Origin of the sequence: Sulfitobacter aquimarinus, from assembly GCF_040149565.1 — a bacterium.
In the GTDB taxonomy this organism is placed as follows: Bacteria; Pseudomonadota; Alphaproteobacteria; order Rhodobacterales; family Rhodobacteraceae; genus Sulfitobacter; species Sulfitobacter aquimarinus.
This window is the reverse complement of the sequence record NZ_JBEFLO010000002.1, coordinates 429,545-444,554: the sequence shown is the minus strand read 5'-3', so window position 1 is coordinate 444,554 and position 15,010 is coordinate 429,545. Positions and strand designations below refer to the sequence as shown.

General features: G+C 61.2%; 15 protein-coding genes and 1 riboswitch. Of the genes, 4 read left to right on the top strand and 11 right to left on the bottom strand.

Annotation, left to right across the window (positions count from 1 at the left end; all coding sequences use genetic code 11):
• Window positions 1–21: 21 nt before the first annotated feature.
• From ABMC88_RS06265 to metZ, 3 genes are all read right to left on the bottom strand, one after another.
• The gene (locus tag ABMC88_RS06265) at window positions 22–270 is read right to left on the bottom strand and encodes a hypothetical protein (protein ID WP_349575982.1); all 249 of its coding nucleotides are present in this window, start codon (window positions 268–270) and stop codon (window positions 22–24) included.
• Window positions 271–450: 180 nt separating this feature from the next.
• A complete protein-coding gene (folE2, locus tag ABMC88_RS06260) occupies window positions 451–1,545 on the bottom strand; it encodes a GTP cyclohydrolase FolE2 (RefSeq protein WP_349575981.1) in 1,095 nt (364 codons plus the stop codon).
• A 98-nt stretch (window positions 1,546–1,643) separates the two neighbouring features.
• Window positions 1,644–2,828 carry an O-succinylhomoserine sulfhydrylase gene (gene metZ, locus ABMC88_RS06255; protein ID WP_349575980.1) on the bottom strand — a complete coding sequence of 395 codons (1,185 nt, stop codon included), beginning with the start codon at window positions 2,826–2,828 and terminating at the stop codon, window positions 1,644–1,646.
• A 71-nt stretch (window positions 2,829–2,899) separates the two neighbouring features.
• Window positions 2,900–2,976, bottom strand: a riboswitch (SAM riboswitch).
• 134 nt (window positions 2,977–3,110) lie between these two features.
• On the opposite strand from metZ, the gene ABMC88_RS06250 reads away from it, so the two are divergent.
• Window positions 3,111–3,998 (top strand): alpha/beta fold hydrolase, encoded by an 888-nt coding sequence (locus tag ABMC88_RS06250; RefSeq protein ID WP_349575979.1) that lies wholly within the window; start codon window positions 3,111–3,113, stop codon window positions 3,996–3,998.
• Window positions 3,999–4,060: 62 nt separating this feature from the next.
• On the opposite strand, the gene ABMC88_RS06245 is transcribed toward ABMC88_RS06250, so the two are convergent.
• Genes ABMC88_RS06245 through ftsY form a run of 3 tightly spaced genes read right to left on the bottom strand, consistent with a single transcriptional unit; the run spans window position 4,061 to window position 7,175 of the window.
• Window positions 4,061–4,672: an inner membrane-spanning protein YciB gene (locus tag ABMC88_RS06245; RefSeq protein WP_349575978.1), complete on the bottom strand. Its 612-nt coding sequence runs from the start codon at window positions 4,670–4,672 to the stop codon at window positions 4,061–4,063.
• Between the two features lie 2 nt (window positions 4,673–4,674).
• Window positions 4,675–5,577 (bottom strand): EamA family transporter, encoded by a 903-nt coding sequence (locus ABMC88_RS06240; RefSeq protein ID WP_349575977.1) that lies wholly within the window; start codon window positions 5,575–5,577, stop codon window positions 4,675–4,677.
• Between the two features lie 20 nt (window positions 5,578–5,597).
• Window positions 5,598–7,175: a signal recognition particle-docking protein FtsY gene (gene ftsY / locus ABMC88_RS06235; protein WP_349575976.1), complete on the bottom strand. Its 1,578-nt coding sequence runs from the start codon at window positions 7,173–7,175 to the stop codon at window positions 5,598–5,600.
• A gap of 117 nt (window positions 7,176–7,292) precedes the next feature.
• Between ftsY and ABMC88_RS06230 the strand changes: the two genes are divergently transcribed.
• Window positions 7,293–8,171 (top strand): lytic transglycosylase domain-containing protein, encoded by an 879-nt coding sequence (locus ABMC88_RS06230; RefSeq protein ID WP_349575975.1) that lies wholly within the window; start codon window positions 7,293–7,295, stop codon window positions 8,169–8,171.
• Between the two features lie 56 nt (window positions 8,172–8,227).
• Here the strand turns inward: ABMC88_RS06230 and ABMC88_RS06225 are convergent, their stop codons facing one another.
• Window positions 8,228–9,928 (bottom strand): NAD(P)H-dependent oxidoreductase subunit E, encoded by a 1,701-nt coding sequence (locus tag ABMC88_RS06225; protein WP_349575974.1) that lies wholly within the window; start codon window positions 9,926–9,928, stop codon window positions 8,228–8,230.
• Window positions 9,929–10,102: 174 nt separating this feature from the next.
• Here ABMC88_RS06225 and ABMC88_RS06220 point away from each other — a divergent pair, with 174 nt between their 5' ends.
• The gene (locus ABMC88_RS06220) at window positions 10,103–10,498 is read left to right on the top strand and encodes a hypothetical protein (protein ID WP_349575973.1); all 396 of its coding nucleotides are present in this window, start codon (window positions 10,103–10,105) and stop codon (window positions 10,496–10,498) included.
• A 97-nt stretch (window positions 10,499–10,595) separates the two neighbouring features.
• Here the strand turns inward: ABMC88_RS06220 and xseA are convergent, their stop codons facing one another.
• Window positions 10,596–12,098: an exodeoxyribonuclease VII large subunit gene (gene xseA / locus ABMC88_RS06215; protein ID WP_349575972.1), complete on the bottom strand. Its 1,503-nt coding sequence runs from the start codon at window positions 12,096–12,098 to the stop codon at window positions 10,596–10,598.
• A gap of 72 nt (window positions 12,099–12,170) precedes the next feature.
• Between xseA and purD the strand changes: the two genes are divergently transcribed.
• Window positions 12,171–13,436 carry a phosphoribosylamine--glycine ligase gene (purD, locus tag ABMC88_RS06210; protein WP_349575971.1) on the top strand — a complete coding sequence of 422 codons (1,266 nt, stop codon included), beginning with the start codon at window positions 12,171–12,173 and terminating at the stop codon, window positions 13,434–13,436.
• 51 nt (window positions 13,437–13,487) lie between these two features.
• Here purD and ABMC88_RS06205 read toward each other — a convergent pair whose 3' ends face one another.
• From ABMC88_RS06205 to ABMC88_RS06195, 3 genes are read right to left on the bottom strand one after another with little or no spacing between them, the layout of a single operon-like run.
• Window positions 13,488–13,883 (bottom strand): hypothetical protein, encoded by a 396-nt coding sequence (locus ABMC88_RS06205; RefSeq protein ID WP_349575970.1) that lies wholly within the window; start codon window positions 13,881–13,883, stop codon window positions 13,488–13,490.
• On the bottom strand, window positions 13,880–14,674 hold the full coding sequence (locus tag ABMC88_RS06200) for an FG-GAP repeat domain-containing protein (RefSeq protein ID WP_349575969.1): 795 nt from the start codon (window positions 14,672–14,674) through the stop codon (window positions 13,880–13,882). The genes ABMC88_RS06205 and ABMC88_RS06200 overlap by 4 nt, the downstream gene beginning before the upstream one ends.
• Window positions 14,674–14,997, bottom strand: a complete 324-nt coding sequence (locus ABMC88_RS06195) for a 2Fe-2S iron-sulfur cluster-binding protein (protein ID WP_349575968.1) — start codon at window positions 14,995–14,997, stop codon at window positions 14,674–14,676. Before ABMC88_RS06195 ends, ABMC88_RS06200 begins: the two co-directional genes overlap by 1 nt.
• Between the last annotated feature and the right edge of the window lie 13 nt (window positions 14,998–15,010).

Sequence of the window (15,010 nt, the reverse complement as noted above, 5' to 3'; positions counted from 1 at the left end):
AAAGACGCAAGGCGTGGCCCTTCAGAGGTAGTAGATATCGCGCAGCACGTGGCGCGTGATGTCTTCGCGCTTCAGCCCCAGATGGGCCAGTTCGGCGTCTGATTTACCCTGTAGCGTCCGGATCAGGTGCATCCGCGATGACGCAACCGATGCGTCCATATAGCTTTTGCCGATGGATTTCAGCACGTCACCCACAGCCGTGATCGCGGCGCGCAGGCCCCCAACGGCAGAGTGGAAGGCAGAGTGATCGTTTGCGGTTTGATAGGTCATTTTGGATGCCTCGGCTCGTTACTTTGTGTGTCTGTGTTGAGAACAAAACTAGGCCATGCTGCAGCGCAGCACCACCGACAATAACGCATAGCCGCTTGCCGTTTGCTGCAACGAGCCCACCGCGAAAACGCAAAAGACCGCCCCGAAGGGCGGTCTATGTTGTTAAATACAATGGCCGTTTCAGCCTACATGGAACAATGTGTTGAATAGTTTCGGATCAAAGCTGGATTGTGCAAAGGTCGGTCCCTCAGTCAGAACGCTGACCGCGTCGTGGCTGTGCAGGCTTTCCTGATGGCTGGCGATGACACGGAAATCGGCGATGCGCGTGTCGGCGAGCAATTGTTCGCAAAACAGGCGGGCTGCGTCCTCCACAAAGATCGGGTTGGCGGCGTTCAGCTCGGCAAAGGCTTGCTCGTCCTCGCGCTTGACCATGACTTGCGTCTCGGTGGGGACGGCGCGGCGACAGGCGTCGATCAGGTCCTCGAACCACAAAATATCTGCGCCGTCTTCCAAAAGCACCGACACCCTGGCAACCGATCGTTGCGAATGCGGCGTCGCCAATTGGTTGCGGGTGGCGCGGGCATGTTCGGACAGCTCAAGCGAGCACGGGCATGTGCTGGAATAGACGTAATCCAGATGGATGATCCGCTGGCGCACGCCCGCAGTCTCGACCAGTTCAAGGGCCACGTCGTAATACTGATACCCCTCCAGCCCCGACCGCAGACTGGCGATTTTCATCGGGAAAGAGAACCGCATCTGGATGCGGGCGTCAAAGCTTTCGAGGTCATTGATGTAGTCATCAAGGGCGGCTTCGATCACCTGAAAGCTGAACGTGCTTTCGGCGTGTTTGTAGAAACTGCGCATGATGCGGGACATGTTGATGCCCTTCTTGTCCGCCTCAAGGCTGACGGTGCCTGTCACGGATGTTTGCAGGCTCAGCGGGCCATTGTCGCGGGTGGCGAACTGCACGGGCAGGCGGAAGTTCGAAATGCCGACGTGCTGGATTTGCTGGTTGGCACCTTTGATCAGGCTGGAGGGGCCGTTTTGCAGGTCCGGCAGGCTGGCCTTATACTCCGGCTCAATCTCGAAATCTTCAGGATAGTCGCGTTCGAATAAAGGATAGGCCGCGCCTCCGCCCAGCAGCTGCGCCACAGCAGGGTCGAGCGTGGCAAGCTCTGTCTGATCCGCAGTGGCGGCCCAAGCACGCAAAGTCTCAAGTGCCGCTTCGGCCGCTGTGCGGTCTGGCGCAGGTGCAATCGGTGTCGAGATATTCATGGGTCCGCCCCCTTGTCTGTCTGAACCCATATGTAAGCGTCCTGCACCATATTGCCAAAAATTAAACAAAGATAACGGGGAATACCGCCCCATCCCGCTTATTTTACGGCATCTAGCGCTTGTAAAAAGTCTTTGACCAGATCGCTTTCCTCTTCCAGACCGATGCTGATCCGCACCAATCCCGGCGCAATGCCAAGGCTGGCTTTCTGATCCTCGGGCAGGCGTTGGTGGGTTGTGGTGGCGGGGTGGGTCAGGATGGTCTTGGCATCGCCAAGGTTGTTCGAGATCACCCCGATTTTCAGCGCGTTCAGGAAGGCAAATGCCGCGTCCTTGCCGCCCTTCACATCCACGGCCAGCACGGTGCCCCCTGCCCCCATCTGCCGCTGCACCAGCGCGTTTTGCGGATGCGCCGCAAGACCGGGGTAGATCACCGCGTTCAGCCCCGCGTGCTCTTCCAGCGCCTGTGCCACCGCCTGCGCGGTCGCCGTTTGCGCCCGCACCCGCAGGCGCATCGTTTCCAACCCTTTAAGCATGACCCAAGCGGTGAAGGGCGACATAGAGCCGCCTGTGTGCTTCATGTAAGGCTCGACCGTGTTGCGAATGAAATCGGTGCTGCCAAGGATGACACCGCCCAAGGTGCGCCCCTGCCCGTCGATATGTTTGGTGGCCGAATAGACGACCACATCGGCGCCTTGCTCAAACGCGCGCGAATAGACGGGCGTGGCAAAGACATTGTCGATCACAACCAGCGCACCTTGCGCATGGGCGAGCGCCGAGACAGCCTCGATATCAATGACTTGCAGGGTGGGATTGGAGATGGATTCGAAAAAGACAGCGCGGGTATCGGGGCGGATCGCGGCCTGCCACTGATCCAGATCGGTGCCATCGACAAAGGTGACCTCAACGCCATAGCGGGTCAGGATTTCTTCGAGAACATAGAGACACGAGCCGAACAAGGCGCGGGCGGAAACAACGTGATCGCCAGCCTTGAGCATCGACATCAACGCGCCCGAAACGGCCGCCATGCCCGAAGCCGTGGCAAAGCCGTCCTCGGCCCCTTCGAGCGCCGCGATGCGTTCTTCGAACATCGCAACCGTGGGGTTGCCGTAGCGGCCATAGATGTATTCATCAGGGCCGGACGCAATGAACCGCTGTTCGGCGTGTTCTGCGCTCTCGTAGACGAAGCCCTGCGTCAGGAAAATCGCCTCTGACACTTCGCCAAACTGGCTGCGTTTTGTGCCTGCGTGTACGGCCTTGGTACCTGGTTTCCAATCGTCGCTCATTACGTATCCTTTCTGTGCCCGTGGGATGGGGTCGGGCAACAAAAAACCCCCAGACGCGGTCAAGCGAAAGGGGGGCTTTCATCCTGACCTTTTAGCGGAATGTTTAACGTGGCCCGCAATCCGGTAACAAATCGCCACGCCTGAGTGGTTAGGCTATCGGCCCGCAGCGGTCAACAGGCGCGAACGCGGATGTAACGCAATGTTCATCCAAAGCTGCCATCGTGGTCCGACACCCCAGATCATCACGCGCCTCTTGGGGGCGCCTTCGGAAAAGGACGGGCAATGCCATTGCTCCGCATCAATGCCGCTGTGCAAGGGCTTTGTCTGCATGGCTCGGCCCAGCCGGTCGCCAGTGCGCTATCGCAACGGTTGGCAGGGCGTGATCCTGTGGTGGTGATGGTGCACGGGTACAAATACTCGCCCTTTGTTGCAGATCACTGCCCTCATGCGCGGCTGTTTCACGCGCAAGGCTGGCCCGCAGGGCTGGGCGTGTTTGACGGCAGCCAATCCGCCATCGCATTTGGCTGGCATGCCCGTGGCGGGCTGCGCACAGCGCACAGCCACGCGCTTGAACGTGCCGTCCGCCTGGCCGAACTGGTGCGGGCATTGCGCGGGCGTGGTCCCGTGCATTTGATCACCCATTCGCTGGGGGCAACACTGGTGCTGGCGGCCCTACCCTATCTGAACGAGGGCGATGTGGCGCGGATCGTTGTGTTGAACGGGGCCGCACATCTGGGGTTGGCGCGTCATGCGCTGGCCACCCCCTGCGGGCAGGCAGCCACCCTGTTTCATGTCACATCACGCGAAAACCGCTTTTACGATCTGGGGTTCGAGGCAATCGTCGCAGGATCCGGCACCATGGGGCGCGGGTTGCAGGCGCGCAACACGGTCGAGATACAGATCAGCTGCGCGCAGACGTTGGCAGGTTTGCGGGGCCTTGGCTACGATATTGCCCCGCCGCAACACAGGGTTTGCCACTGGTCCAGCTACAAACGCCCCGGCGTGATGGCGTTGAATGCTGCTTTGTTGAACGGGGCGCTCGACCTGCCACAACTGCGGGCGATCAAGCCACAGGTTGCGCCGCGGTGGACTGCAGTTTTGCGCCGCAAATCACAGGTCATACGCGGGCTTCAGTCCCCCAAGGGTCCCCTGAATGGCCGCGCCTCATAGGCATCGGCCGGGCGTCAAACTCTCTCAGAGAGTTTGTGCACAAATCTTCTTCGAAGATTTGCCTACCCCTCGCCGTCCGCGTCTTCGATGACATAGGGTTGCAGCTTGGCAAATTGCCAAAACAGGAACAGCATAAGCGCTACGGGGAAGGCGAAGGTTTCGATCTTGACCCACGCGTCGGTGGACATCGTCCGCCAGATCACCTCGTTCACGACGGCCAGCACTGCAAAGGCAAGCGCCAGACGCCGCGTCAGGATCATCCAGCCCTCGTGTTGCATCGGCATCATATCGGCCATCACATATTCCAACCACGACCGCCCGCGCAAAAGCCCGATGCCAAGGATCGCCGCCAGCAGCCCGTAGACGATGGTCGTCTTCATCTTGAAGAACCGCTCGTCATTGAACCACGCCGTCAGTCCACCAAAGAAGATCACCATAAAGGCCGTGAACACCTGCATCCGGCTCAGCTTGCCCGTCAGCGCCCACAAGATCCCCATCGCGATCAGCAAGATCGGCACAAACACCACCGCCGCCACGATAAAGCCCGTGTACTCCACGCCACCAAAGCTGAAAACATCGTCCTTGATCCGCACATAAAGCACGAAAAAGGCCAACGTGGGGCCCAGCTCCAATACCTGCTTCAGGATCGGGTTAATTTCGCGCGGTTGCGCCATGACTAGCCTCCAAATTCTACAATCACCGCCCCTGCGGCGATCAACATCATCAGCATCACGCGGCGCGGGCCGACTGTCTCTTTCAGAACCAGCCAGCCGATCAGGGCCGCGAAAACCGTTGATGTCTCTCTCAATATTGCGGCCTCGCCCACCTTATCAAGGCGTGTCGCCATCATAATCGCGCCAAAGCTGAGGAAAGCGATCACACCACCGAACACACCGCGCTGCATCAAAGGCCCCACGGCGGGTGAGTCCTCCATCCGGTGCCAGCGGCGGTACGCGATGATCGGGAACAAGAACCCGTCGATCATGAAAAACCACGCCAGAAAGGTAAACGGATTGGCCGTGGCCCTGATCCCGTAGGCGTCAAAGGTCGTATACATCGCGACCAGCACGCCGGTCAGCACCGCCAGCCCCAATGCGGCGCGCAGGGTGTCCCGCTCGGTTTGTAGATACATCAGGTTATAAAGCGCCAGACCAAAGATCCCCGCCATAAGCACCAGCACCCCGATCCACTGCACGGTGTTAAAGCTTTCATTGAAAATCAGGTAGGCACCGACCACGGTGAAGAGCGGCCCCGTGCCGCGCACGACGGGATAGACGACCGTATAGGCACCTTTGGTATAGGCGGCGGCCTGCAAGAGTTTGTAGATACTGTGGATCACCCAAGCGCCCGCAAAAATAGGCCACATATGCGGCTCGGGCCATGGCACGACAAACAGCGCAAAGGGCGCTGCCATCACGCAATAACTGCCGTCGATCGCACCGCGCGTCAGCCACGGATCATGCCGCCCCTTTTGCAATGCGCCAAAAACCGCGTGCAAAAACGCCGCCATAAGCGCCAGACCCAGCGCCATATGATGCCCCGTTTGCGTCCCCTCGATCGAGATGAGCCAGTCTGTCACGACAATGCCCCAAGCGGCATCTAGCGGTCCAAACCAGTGAGCGCGTCAGCAAATTCCTGCGGGTCAAAGGCTTGCAGATCGTCGATCTGCTCCCCCACGCCAATCGCGTGAATCGGCAGACCGAACTTATCGGCCAGTGCAACCAGCACACCGCCTTTGGCAGTGCCATCCAGCTTGGTCATCACAAGGCCCGACACGTCCGAGATTTCCTGAAAGACCTTCACCTGATTGACTGCATTCTGGCCCGTTGTCGCGTCCAGCACCAGCAAAGTGTTATGCGGCGCGTCGGGGTCTTTCTTGCGAATGACGCGCACGATCTTGGCCAACTCCTCCATCAGGTCGCCGCGGTTCTGCAACCGTCCCGCCGTGTCGATCAGCAACAAATCAGCGCCGTCTTCCTGTGCGCGACCCATAGCGTCAAACGCAAGGCTGGCAGGGTCCGAGCCTTGGGGCGCGGTCAGCACAGGCACGCCTGCGCGGTCGCCCCAGACCTGCAACTGCTCAACCGCGGCGGCGCGGAAGGTGTCGCCTGCTGCAATCACCACCTTCTTGCCCGCAGCGCGGAACTGGCTGGCGAGTTTGCCAATGGTCGTCGTCTTGCCCGACCCGTTGACCCCCACCACCAGCACCACCTGAGGCGTCTTGGCATAGAGCGGCAGCGGCTTGGCCACAGGCTCCATAATGCGGGCGATCTCGTCGCTCATCAGGGTCTTGATCTCTGTGACCGAGAGTTTGCGCCCCAAACGCCCCTCGGCCATGTTGGCGGTCACGCGCAGGGCGGTATCAACGCCCATGTCGGCGGTGATCAGCAATTCTTCCAGCTGCTCCAGCATGGCGTCATCCAGCACGCGGCGCACGACGGGGGCTGCTGTTTTGCGCCCCATAAGACGGCCAAGAAGGCCGGGTTTGGCGGCAGGCTCTTCGGTTTCTTTGCCCTCAAGGATGGGCGCGACGGGAGTGAGCGTGGTGCGCAAAGGCTCGGGCGCGGCTTCCGGCTCTGGTGCCTCCTCGGGCGCGGGCGCTTCCTCCTCGGCAGCGAGACGGGCCGCTTCGGCTTGTGCCTCTTGCTCACGGCGGGCCGCTTCGGCCTGCGCCTGTTTCTGGCGGGCTTCTTCGGCGGCACGCTCGGCGCGCAGTGCTGCTTGCGCGGCTTCTTCTGCGCGGGCGGCCTCTTGCGCTGCCTGTTCCGCACGGGCAAGCTTTTGTGCCGCTTGCTTGGCAAGGGCTGCATCTTGCGCGGCCTGCGCTGCGGCTTGGGCCGCTTTTTGCTGTTCGGCCAATGCGGCGGCGTCACGCTCTGCCTGACGGGCCGCTTCTGCCTGTGCTTGTAGCCTTTGCGCTTCGGCATCGGCGCGTTCTTGGGCCTGCCGCGCCGCCTCTTCGCGGGCCTGTGTTTCGGCTTGCTCGGCCTTTGCCTGCTCTGCCTGACGACGGGCTTCTGCCTCGGCCTGCGCCGCGATTGCGGGGTCAGGCTCTGCTGTGATCTGCGCGGGGGCGTCATCCACCTGCCCGCCATCGCTGACAATCGCCTCCAGCCCTTCGTCGATCTTCGAGGAGGAGTTGAACAGTCGGTCTTTTAGCTTTTTGAAAAACGCCACGCGGCAGGTCTCCGGCTTGATATACCCATCTGATCTAACCGCTCTGGGTGGCGGATGGAAGGGCACGCGATTGACAAGCCTGCTGCGGGTTGTCACCAACGCCCTATGCGGTTGGTTTTGATCCTTTTATCCCTGATCTGGGCAGGCACGGCGATGGCCGACCCGCGTGCGCCCAAATGCAGCACGGGAAAATGGGGCCACGCCCATTGCATCCGGTCCGAGCATTTTGTGCATGACACCTGCAACGCGATCGAGGTCTTCTCGAAACGTCACGGGCTGGACACCGGTTTTTTCGCCCGCCTTATCTGGCAGGAAAGCCGCTTTGATCCCAACGCACTGAGCCACGCGAACGCCCGCGGCATCGCGCAGTTCATCCCCTCGACGGCGCGGCTGCGCGGGCTGAAAGACCCCTACAACCCCGCCGACGCGCTGGAGCATTCCGCGCAATATCTGGCCGAGATGGTCAAACGCTACGGCAACGAAGGCATGGCCGCCATCGGCTATAACGGAGGTGAGCGGCGGGCGGCGGGATTTCTGGAGGGCAAGGGGCTGGCGCCCGAGACAGTGAACTATGTCCCGATCATCACCGGCCTCACGGCCGAGCAATGGCGCGATGCGCCCCCCAAAGACCACGACTTCCGTCTTGATAAAACCAAGAGCTTTTATGCCGCCTGTAGCGAGATGGCGCGCAAACGCAGACTGACGCCGATAAAGCGGGTCAAACCCGCCCCGCCCCCTGTGAAGCCATGGGGCGTGCAGCTGGGATTTGGTGTGTCCAAAAAGGCGGCGCGTAACAAGATCAGCCAGCAAACAAGCTCGTGCCGCGCCACGGTGCGGCGTGAGAAGCTGGATTTGATTTATGTAAAAAACCGTGTGTCGGGCAAAAAGGGATACTTCTTTGGCCGCATCGGGCGCAACACGCGGCAGTCGGCTCAAAAGCTATGCACCACGCTCAAACGGCAAAGATGCCGCTGTCTTGTGGTGCAAAACAAATAAGGTCGTCAAAGGGTGGAGGAGCGCCCCCCGTGCATCACACAGGGGTCGTCCTTTGGTCAAATCTCGTCCGCGAAATGCTTCATCGTCAGGCGGATCGGGTTTGGGGCCGCTTGGCCCAAGCCACAGATAGACGCATCGACCATGGCCGATGAAAGCTCCTCCAACAGGCCCTGATCCCATGTGTCGGCCTGCATCAGCTTGACCGCCTTTTCACACCCCACACGGCAGGGCGTGCATTGGCCACAGCTTTCATCCTCAAAGAACCGCAGCATATTGAGTGCTGCGTCCCGCGCACGGTCTGCCTCTGACAAGATCACTACGGCGGCGGACCCGATGAAACTGCCGTGCGGCTGCAACGTGTCGAAATCCAGCGGGATGTCGTTCATATGTGCGGGCAGCAGGCCCGAAGACGGGCCGCCCGGTTGGTAGGCCTTGAAGCTATGCCCATCCGCCATCCCGCCTGCGGCGTCGATGATGTCCATCACAGTCGAGCCCGCGGGCAGCAGATAAACGCCCGCCTTGGCCACGCGCCCCGAGACGGAGTAGCTGCGCAGGCCTTTGCGCCCGTTCTTTTCGACGCTAGACAGAATCTCAGGCCCCTCGCGGCAGATGCGGGCGATCCAGTGCAGCGTCTCGACGTTGTGGACCAGTGTGGGCTGACCGAACAGGCCCACTTGGGCCACGTAAGGAGGACGGTGGCGCGGTATTCCGCGCTTGCCCTCGATGCTTTCGATCATGGCGGATTCTTCGCCGCAAATATAGGCACCCGCCCCGCGCCGCAGATCTATATAGCCAGCCGCCACAACGCCTGCGTCCTCTAGTGCTGCAATCTCGCGGGAGAGGATTTCCAGCACGGCGGGATATTCGTCGCGCATGTAGATATAGCAGCGGTCCGCCTCGACGGCCCAAGCGGCAATCAACAGGCCCTCAAGGAACAGATGCGGCGTGCGCTCCAGATAATAGCGGTCTTTGAATGTGCCAGGCTCGCCCTCGTCCCCGTTCACGGTGAGGTAGCGCGGCCCTGCATTGCCCCGCACAAAGCCCCATTTTTTGCCCGACGGAAAACCCGCCCCGCCCAAGCCGCGCAGACCAGAGGCCAGCACGCTTTCCTGCACCGCCTCCCAATCGCCGTTCTTGCGCAGATCGCTCAGCGTGGCGTAGCCGCCGTTGGCCGCATAAGTGGCATATGTCTCGTAGTCGGGGATGTGGGCGTGGGTGTCGTTTGCCGCGATGGCGGCGTGGACTTTCTCTGGCGTGGCGTTGTCGATATGGGCGTGGCCCAGCTCCAGCACCGGTGCGGTATCGCAGCGGCCCATGCAGGGCGCACGCAGCACGCGGACCTCCGCTGGGTCGAGCCCGTCTTCGAGCGCGGATTTCAGCGCCTGCGCGCCCGCCAGTTCACAAGAAAGCGAATCGCACACGCGGATGGTGAGCGCGGGGGGCGGTACCTCGCCCTCCTTCACCACATCGAAGTGAGCGTAGAAGGTGGCGACTTCGTAAACCTCGGCCATACTAAGGCGCATTTCCTCGGCCAAGGCACGCAGGTGGGCGGCAGAAAGGTGGCCGTATTCGTCCTGAATGAGGTGGAGGTGTTCGATCAGCAGATCGCGGTCGCGCGGCTCTGCGTCCAGCAGATCGCGGACCTGCCCCCAAGCCTGATCCTCAAGCTGGCGGCCTTTGGTATGGCGGCGGCCTTTGCCTTTGCCGGATTTCCACACGCCTTTGTCCGGCCCGTTTGATTTATTGTCCAATGCCATTGCGCAGGCCCCTTTGTCTGTTGCCTGTTGGTAGCAAAATGCAGGCACGGCGTTGAGGCGAAAAGCGACAATTCGGCGGCTCTTTGCGCGGTGGATAGGCGGGGATTGGGGCGGATCGGAAACCTATGGGCTGCGGCTCTGGTAAGGGCGCCGTGCATCTGGCAGGTTGTCGCCATGAGATATGCCATATTTATCATCGCGGCCTTCTGTGCCCAATCTGCTGCTGCCCAGTCCACCATGACAGCAGAGGAGTTTGATGCCTATACGCGGGGCAAAACGCTGTATTACGGGAACGGGGCGGCGCCCTACGGGGCGGAAATATACTTGCCCGACCGACGTGTGCGGTGGTCGTTTCTGGATGGGCAGTGCCGTGACGGGGTCTGGTACGAGGAAAACGGGCTGATTTGTTTCACCTATGAAGAGCGTCCAGAGCCGCAATGCTGGAGCTTTGAGCTGGGGCGACAGGGATTGATTGCGCGGTTCGAAAATGATCCTGCGGTGACGCCCTTGTTTGAGGCCAATGAGAGCACGCAAGAAATGCTGTGCTTGGGGCCCAAAGTCGGGGTGTGATCTCGGGCGGTGGCCGGGGGCCAGCCCCCTTTTTGCCCAAGGCAAAAATTCCCCCATAGGATTTATAGCCAGAAAAATATGCGCTTGGCGGACAGGCTTATTTTTTCGAGGGATGGACGGTGACGGTGTTGTCGGCGAATTGAATTGTCAGCGTGTCGTGTGTGGTGGCCTGTGCGCTGGTCGTGATGAGGGTTTCATCGGCGCGGATCACGGCAAAGCCGCGTTCGAGTGTGGCCTCGTAGCCCAAGGTGCGGCGCAGGCGTTCGGCTGTGGTGATCTGGCTTTGCCATTTGGCGATTTGACGGTTTGCGGCCTCGGACAGGGATTTTGTGGTGCGGGTCAGGCGTTGGGCCTGCTGCTTGCGCTCTCGCATCAGGGCGGGGGCAAGGCGGGCGGCGCGATCGTTCAGGCGGGCGCGGTCTTGGGACAATTTGCGGGTGAGCGTGGCGGGGCGCAGGCCGCCTGCGATATTCGTCAGGCGCATTTTGCGGCGCTGCACGCCCGCCATCAGGGCGGGATCAAGGCGGGCGGTTGCGCGCTCCAGCCGCAGAGCGGCGGCATCGGTAAGAGAGGCCGCGCGCATCAGCCTGTCGCCTGCGCGGTCAAGGCGCTGCCGCGGCGTGTCGAGCAAGCTGTCGGGGCGCGGCAGGGCGCGGGAGACGTCGCGCAGGCGTTGGCCGCGCTGGATCAACCCTTGGCTCAGGGCGCGGCTGAGGCGGGCATGTTGCTGGTCAAGATAGGCAAGGAGTTCGACGCGCACGGGCACGGCGAGTTCGGCTGCCGCCGTGGGGGTAGGCGCGCGTTTGTCGGAGGCGTAGTCGATCAGCGTTGTGTCCGTTTCATGCCCCACAGCCGAAATCAACGGGATGTCGGAGGCGGCGGCAGCACGCACCACCGCTTCTTCGTTAAAGCCCCACAGGTCTTCGACCGAGCCGCCGCCACGGGCGACGATAATCAGATCGGGGCGCGGAAGTGCGCCGCCAGGCGTGAGGCGGTTGAAGCCTTCGATCGCGTGGGCCACTTCTGGTGCGCATTTGGCACCTTGTACGGCGACGGGCCAGATAAGCACTTTGCGCGGGAAGCGGTCCCGCAGGCGGTGCAGGATGTCGCGGATCACCGCCCCTGAGGGCGATGTGACCACGCCGATGATGTGGGGAAGATAGGGCAGCGGTTTTTTGCGACTTGCGTCAAAGAGGCCTTCGGCGGATAGCGCCGCTTTGCGTTTCTCCAGCACCGCCATGAGCGCGCCCATGCCTGCGGGCTGGATGTCTTCGATGATGATCTGGTATTTCGACTGGCCCGGAAATGTAGTGATGCGGCCTGTGGCGATGACCTCCATCCCCTCTTCGGGCAGGGTTTGCAGGCGCGATGCCACGCCTTTCCAGATGATGCCCGCCATCACGGCTTTGTCGTCTTTGAGGTCAAGATACATATGACCCGAGCGTGGCAGGCTCACGCGGCCGACCTCGGCGCGGACGCGGACGTGGCCGAACTCATTCTCGATCACGCGTTTGATCGCGCCTGACAGCTCTCCGATGGTGTATTCGGGGCTGTTGTCCCCTGCGGGGGTGTCGTCTGGTGCGTCGTCAAACAGATCCATGTGCCGCGTCCTTGTGCCTGCCGCCTGTGCAGCATAAAACGCGACTGCATAAGTTCCAAGGGAGTGCGCGGCATGAATATTCTGATTTTGGGCAGTGGCGGGCGCGAGCATGCGCTGGCGTGGGCTGTGATGCAGAACCCCAAATGTGACAAGCTGATCGTCGCCCCCGGCAATGCGGGCATCGCGCAGATCGCGGATTGCGCCAGCATCGACATCAACGATGGCGCCACGGTTGTGGAATTTGTCGCCCGCAACAACGTGGACTTTGTGATCATCGGACCAGAGGCGCCGCTGGCCGCTGGCGTGGGTGACCGTTTGCGCGAAGCTGGTGTACTGGTGTTCGGGCCGTCCAAGGCGGCGGCAGAACTGGAGGCCTCCAAAGCCTTCACCAAAGAAATTTGCGATGCCTGTGACGCGCCCACGGCGGCCTACGGTCACTTCACCGATGCGGCGGCGGCCAAGGCGTATGTGCAGGCAAATGGCGCACCGATTGTTGTGAAGGCCGACGGGTTGGCCGCAGGCAAAGGCGTGATTATTGCCGAGACCGTGGCACAAGCCGAGCATGCGATTGACGATATGTTCAGCGGTGAATTCGGTGCGGCCGGCGCCGAGGTCGTGATTGAGGAATTTATGGAAGGCGAGGAAGCCTCGTTCTTTATTCTGTGCGACGGCGAGAGCGTGCTGCCCATTGGCACCGCTCAGGACCACAAGCGTGTGGGCGACGGCGATACGGGCCCGAATACGGGCGGAATGGGAGCTTACTCGCCCGCGCCTGTCTTGACGGATGCGATTGCCCAGCGGGCGTTGGACGAGATCATTCGCCCGACCATGGCCGAGATGGCAAAGCGCGGCACGCCCTATCAGGGGGTTCTATATGCGGGATTGATGATCAAGGACGGCGCGCCGCGACTGGTGGAATATAACGTGCGCTTTGGCGATCCTGAGTGTCAGGTGCTGATGATGCGGTTGGGCGCGCAGGTGCTGGACCTGTTGCAGGCAGCCGCCGAAGGGCGTCTGGACGAAGCGCAGGTGAACTGGGCCGATGATCATGCGCTGACGGTCGTTTTGGCCGCCAATGGCTACCCGGGCAGCTATGAGAAAGGCTCGGTCATCGGGGGGCTGGACCGTTTCGAAGGCGACAGCAAAAATATGGTGTTCCACGCAGGCACTGCGATGCGAGACGAGGGAATCGTGGCCGTCGGCGGGCGTGTTCTGAACGTCACGGCGCGGGGCGAGACCTTGTCACAGGCACGCGAGCGGGCCTATTCGATGGTCGACGGTATCGACTGGCCCGAGGGGTTTTGCCGCAGCGACATCGGGTGGCGGGCGCTCACCTGATCTGCTTTTGCCCGTGGCCCCTGTGGGATTGAGTTTAAGGGCAAAATGAAGTCAGGAGGACGGCGTGTCTTCGCAGATCACGGGGTCTTGGCTGATGTCCGAGATGCGCTGCACCTCACGGGATCTGTTGGCCATGACCAGCAGCGTGCCTTGGTCCATGAAAGGAATCCAGCAGTTTTCAGGATCTGGCGCGTCTTCGTAGATAAAGCACAAAAGCGGGCCGCGCAGTTCAATCCGGCCATAGGTACAGCGGCCCGACTCGTCGGCCCAAACCGTTAGATCGCGGCGCAAGAACTCCTCGACGCCGACCAGCCTGTCCGTGCTAATGCTGGAAAAGCTAAGCGTGCGTTTCAGGACAAGGTCGATGAAAGCATCAGGAGTGATCTGTTCCTGAGCTGTGGCGGGCGCTGTGGCAAGCAATAGCAGAAAAGCGGCGAGGCGTTTCATTTGCACCCCAATGCTGCGGCAAAGCTGTCGCGGTTAGTGTGGCCGCCAATGTCACGGGCTTTCAGTGATTTGCCGTCGAAAGTGACGGCCATCAGGCGTTGCCAATCGGCGCGGGCCACGATCATCTCTGTGCCTGAGCCACAGTCGCGCAGCCCGCCTGCGATGTCGCGCTCGCCGATGCGGTGATTGGTCAGATTGCCAAGCGTTGCAACCTCGGTCAGATCACCATTGGCAAAGCGCCAGACGCGCAGGGTTTTGGCCAAGTGGGGGCGGTCGATATAGGCCAGCTCGATCCGGCCGTCGCCATCCATATCCGCAATGCCGATCGGGGCCAGCCAGCGGTTACGCGTCCCGATATAGGGAGTCGCGGCCAAAAGGCGTTTGTAGGTGTAGACCGCAAGCCGCGCGCCAAAGTTCTGGTGCGATTCGACCACGATCACTTCGGGTTTGCCATCACCATCCACATCGGCAAGCCGCGGCTGCGTGTCTTCAAAGACGCGTTCGACGGGGAGGCGCAGCACATATCGGGTGTTGCGGTCCTTGGTATCAGACGACAGCGCGTCACCGCTGTTGTTCTTCGTCTCGATTTCCAGCGCGCCGTGTTCGACCGCATCGCCCAGAACACCGTGGGCATAGCGTGTTGTAGGCTCGGTATAGCGGGCCGAAGTGATGGTTTCCGCAGCAGCGGCAACAGGCACCAGCAACACCAGCACCACGCACAACGAATGCCGGACGCGGCGCACGGCGCGGGGCCACACGCACCGCGTCAGACGCCGCGCCCCCGTGGTCATTATATCTGCTTTTCGGGCATCTTCACGCGCAGACCATCCAGCGCATCCGTCACCTTCAGCTGGCAGGTCAGGCGCGATTTTGCGGGATCGGGCTCAAACGCGAAATCCAGCATATCTTCTTCCATGTCGTCCTTTGCGGGCAGTTTTTCCACCCATGCATCGTCAACATACACATGGCAGGTCGAGCACGCGCAGGCGCCGCCACAGTCGGCTTCAATGCCTGGAATATTGTTATCGCGTGCGCCTTCCATAACGGTCAGGCCTGCGGCAACCTCAACCACATGCTCGGTTCCGTTATGCTCGACATAGGTAATCTTGGCCATCAAACTTGCCCCT

Coding starts and splice junctions, on each gene's coding strand:
- ABMC88_RS06220 (WP_349575973.1), top strand. CDS start 10,103: ATGAGATATGCCATATTTATCATCGCGGCCTTCTGTGCCCAATCTGCT.
- ABMC88_RS06245 (WP_349575978.1), bottom strand. CDS start 4,672: ATGGCGCAACCGCGCGAAATTAACCCGATCCTGAAGCAGGTATTGGAG.
- ABMC88_RS06200 (WP_349575969.1), bottom strand. CDS start 14,674: ATGACCACGGGGGCGCGGCGTCTGACGCGGTGCGTGTGGCCCCGCGCC.
- ABMC88_RS06205 (WP_349575970.1), bottom strand. CDS start 13,883: ATGAAACGCCTCGCCGCTTTTCTGCTATTGCTTGCCACAGCGCCCGCC.
- purD (WP_349575971.1), top strand. CDS start 12,171: ATGAATATTCTGATTTTGGGCAGTGGCGGGCGCGAGCATGCGCTGGCG.
- ABMC88_RS06265 (WP_349575982.1), bottom strand. CDS start 270: ATGACCTATCAAACCGCAAACGATCACTCTGCCTTCCACTCTGCCGTT.
- ABMC88_RS06225 (WP_349575974.1), bottom strand. CDS start 9,928: ATGGCATTGGACAATAAATCAAACGGGCCGGACAAAGGCGTGTGGAAA.
- metZ (WP_349575980.1), bottom strand. CDS start 2,828: ATGAGCGACGATTGGAAACCAGGTACCAAGGCCGTACACGCAGGCACA.
- ABMC88_RS06250 (WP_349575979.1), top strand. CDS start 3,111: ATGCCATTGCTCCGCATCAATGCCGCTGTGCAAGGGCTTTGTCTGCAT.
- ABMC88_RS06195 (WP_349575968.1), bottom strand. CDS start 14,997: ATGGCCAAGATTACCTATGTCGAGCATAACGGAACCGAGCATGTGGTT.
- folE2 (WP_349575981.1), bottom strand. CDS start 1,545: ATGAATATCTCGACACCGATTGCACCTGCGCCAGACCGCACAGCGGCC.
- xseA (WP_349575972.1), bottom strand. CDS start 12,098: ATGGATCTGTTTGACGACGCACCAGACGACACCCCCGCAGGGGACAAC.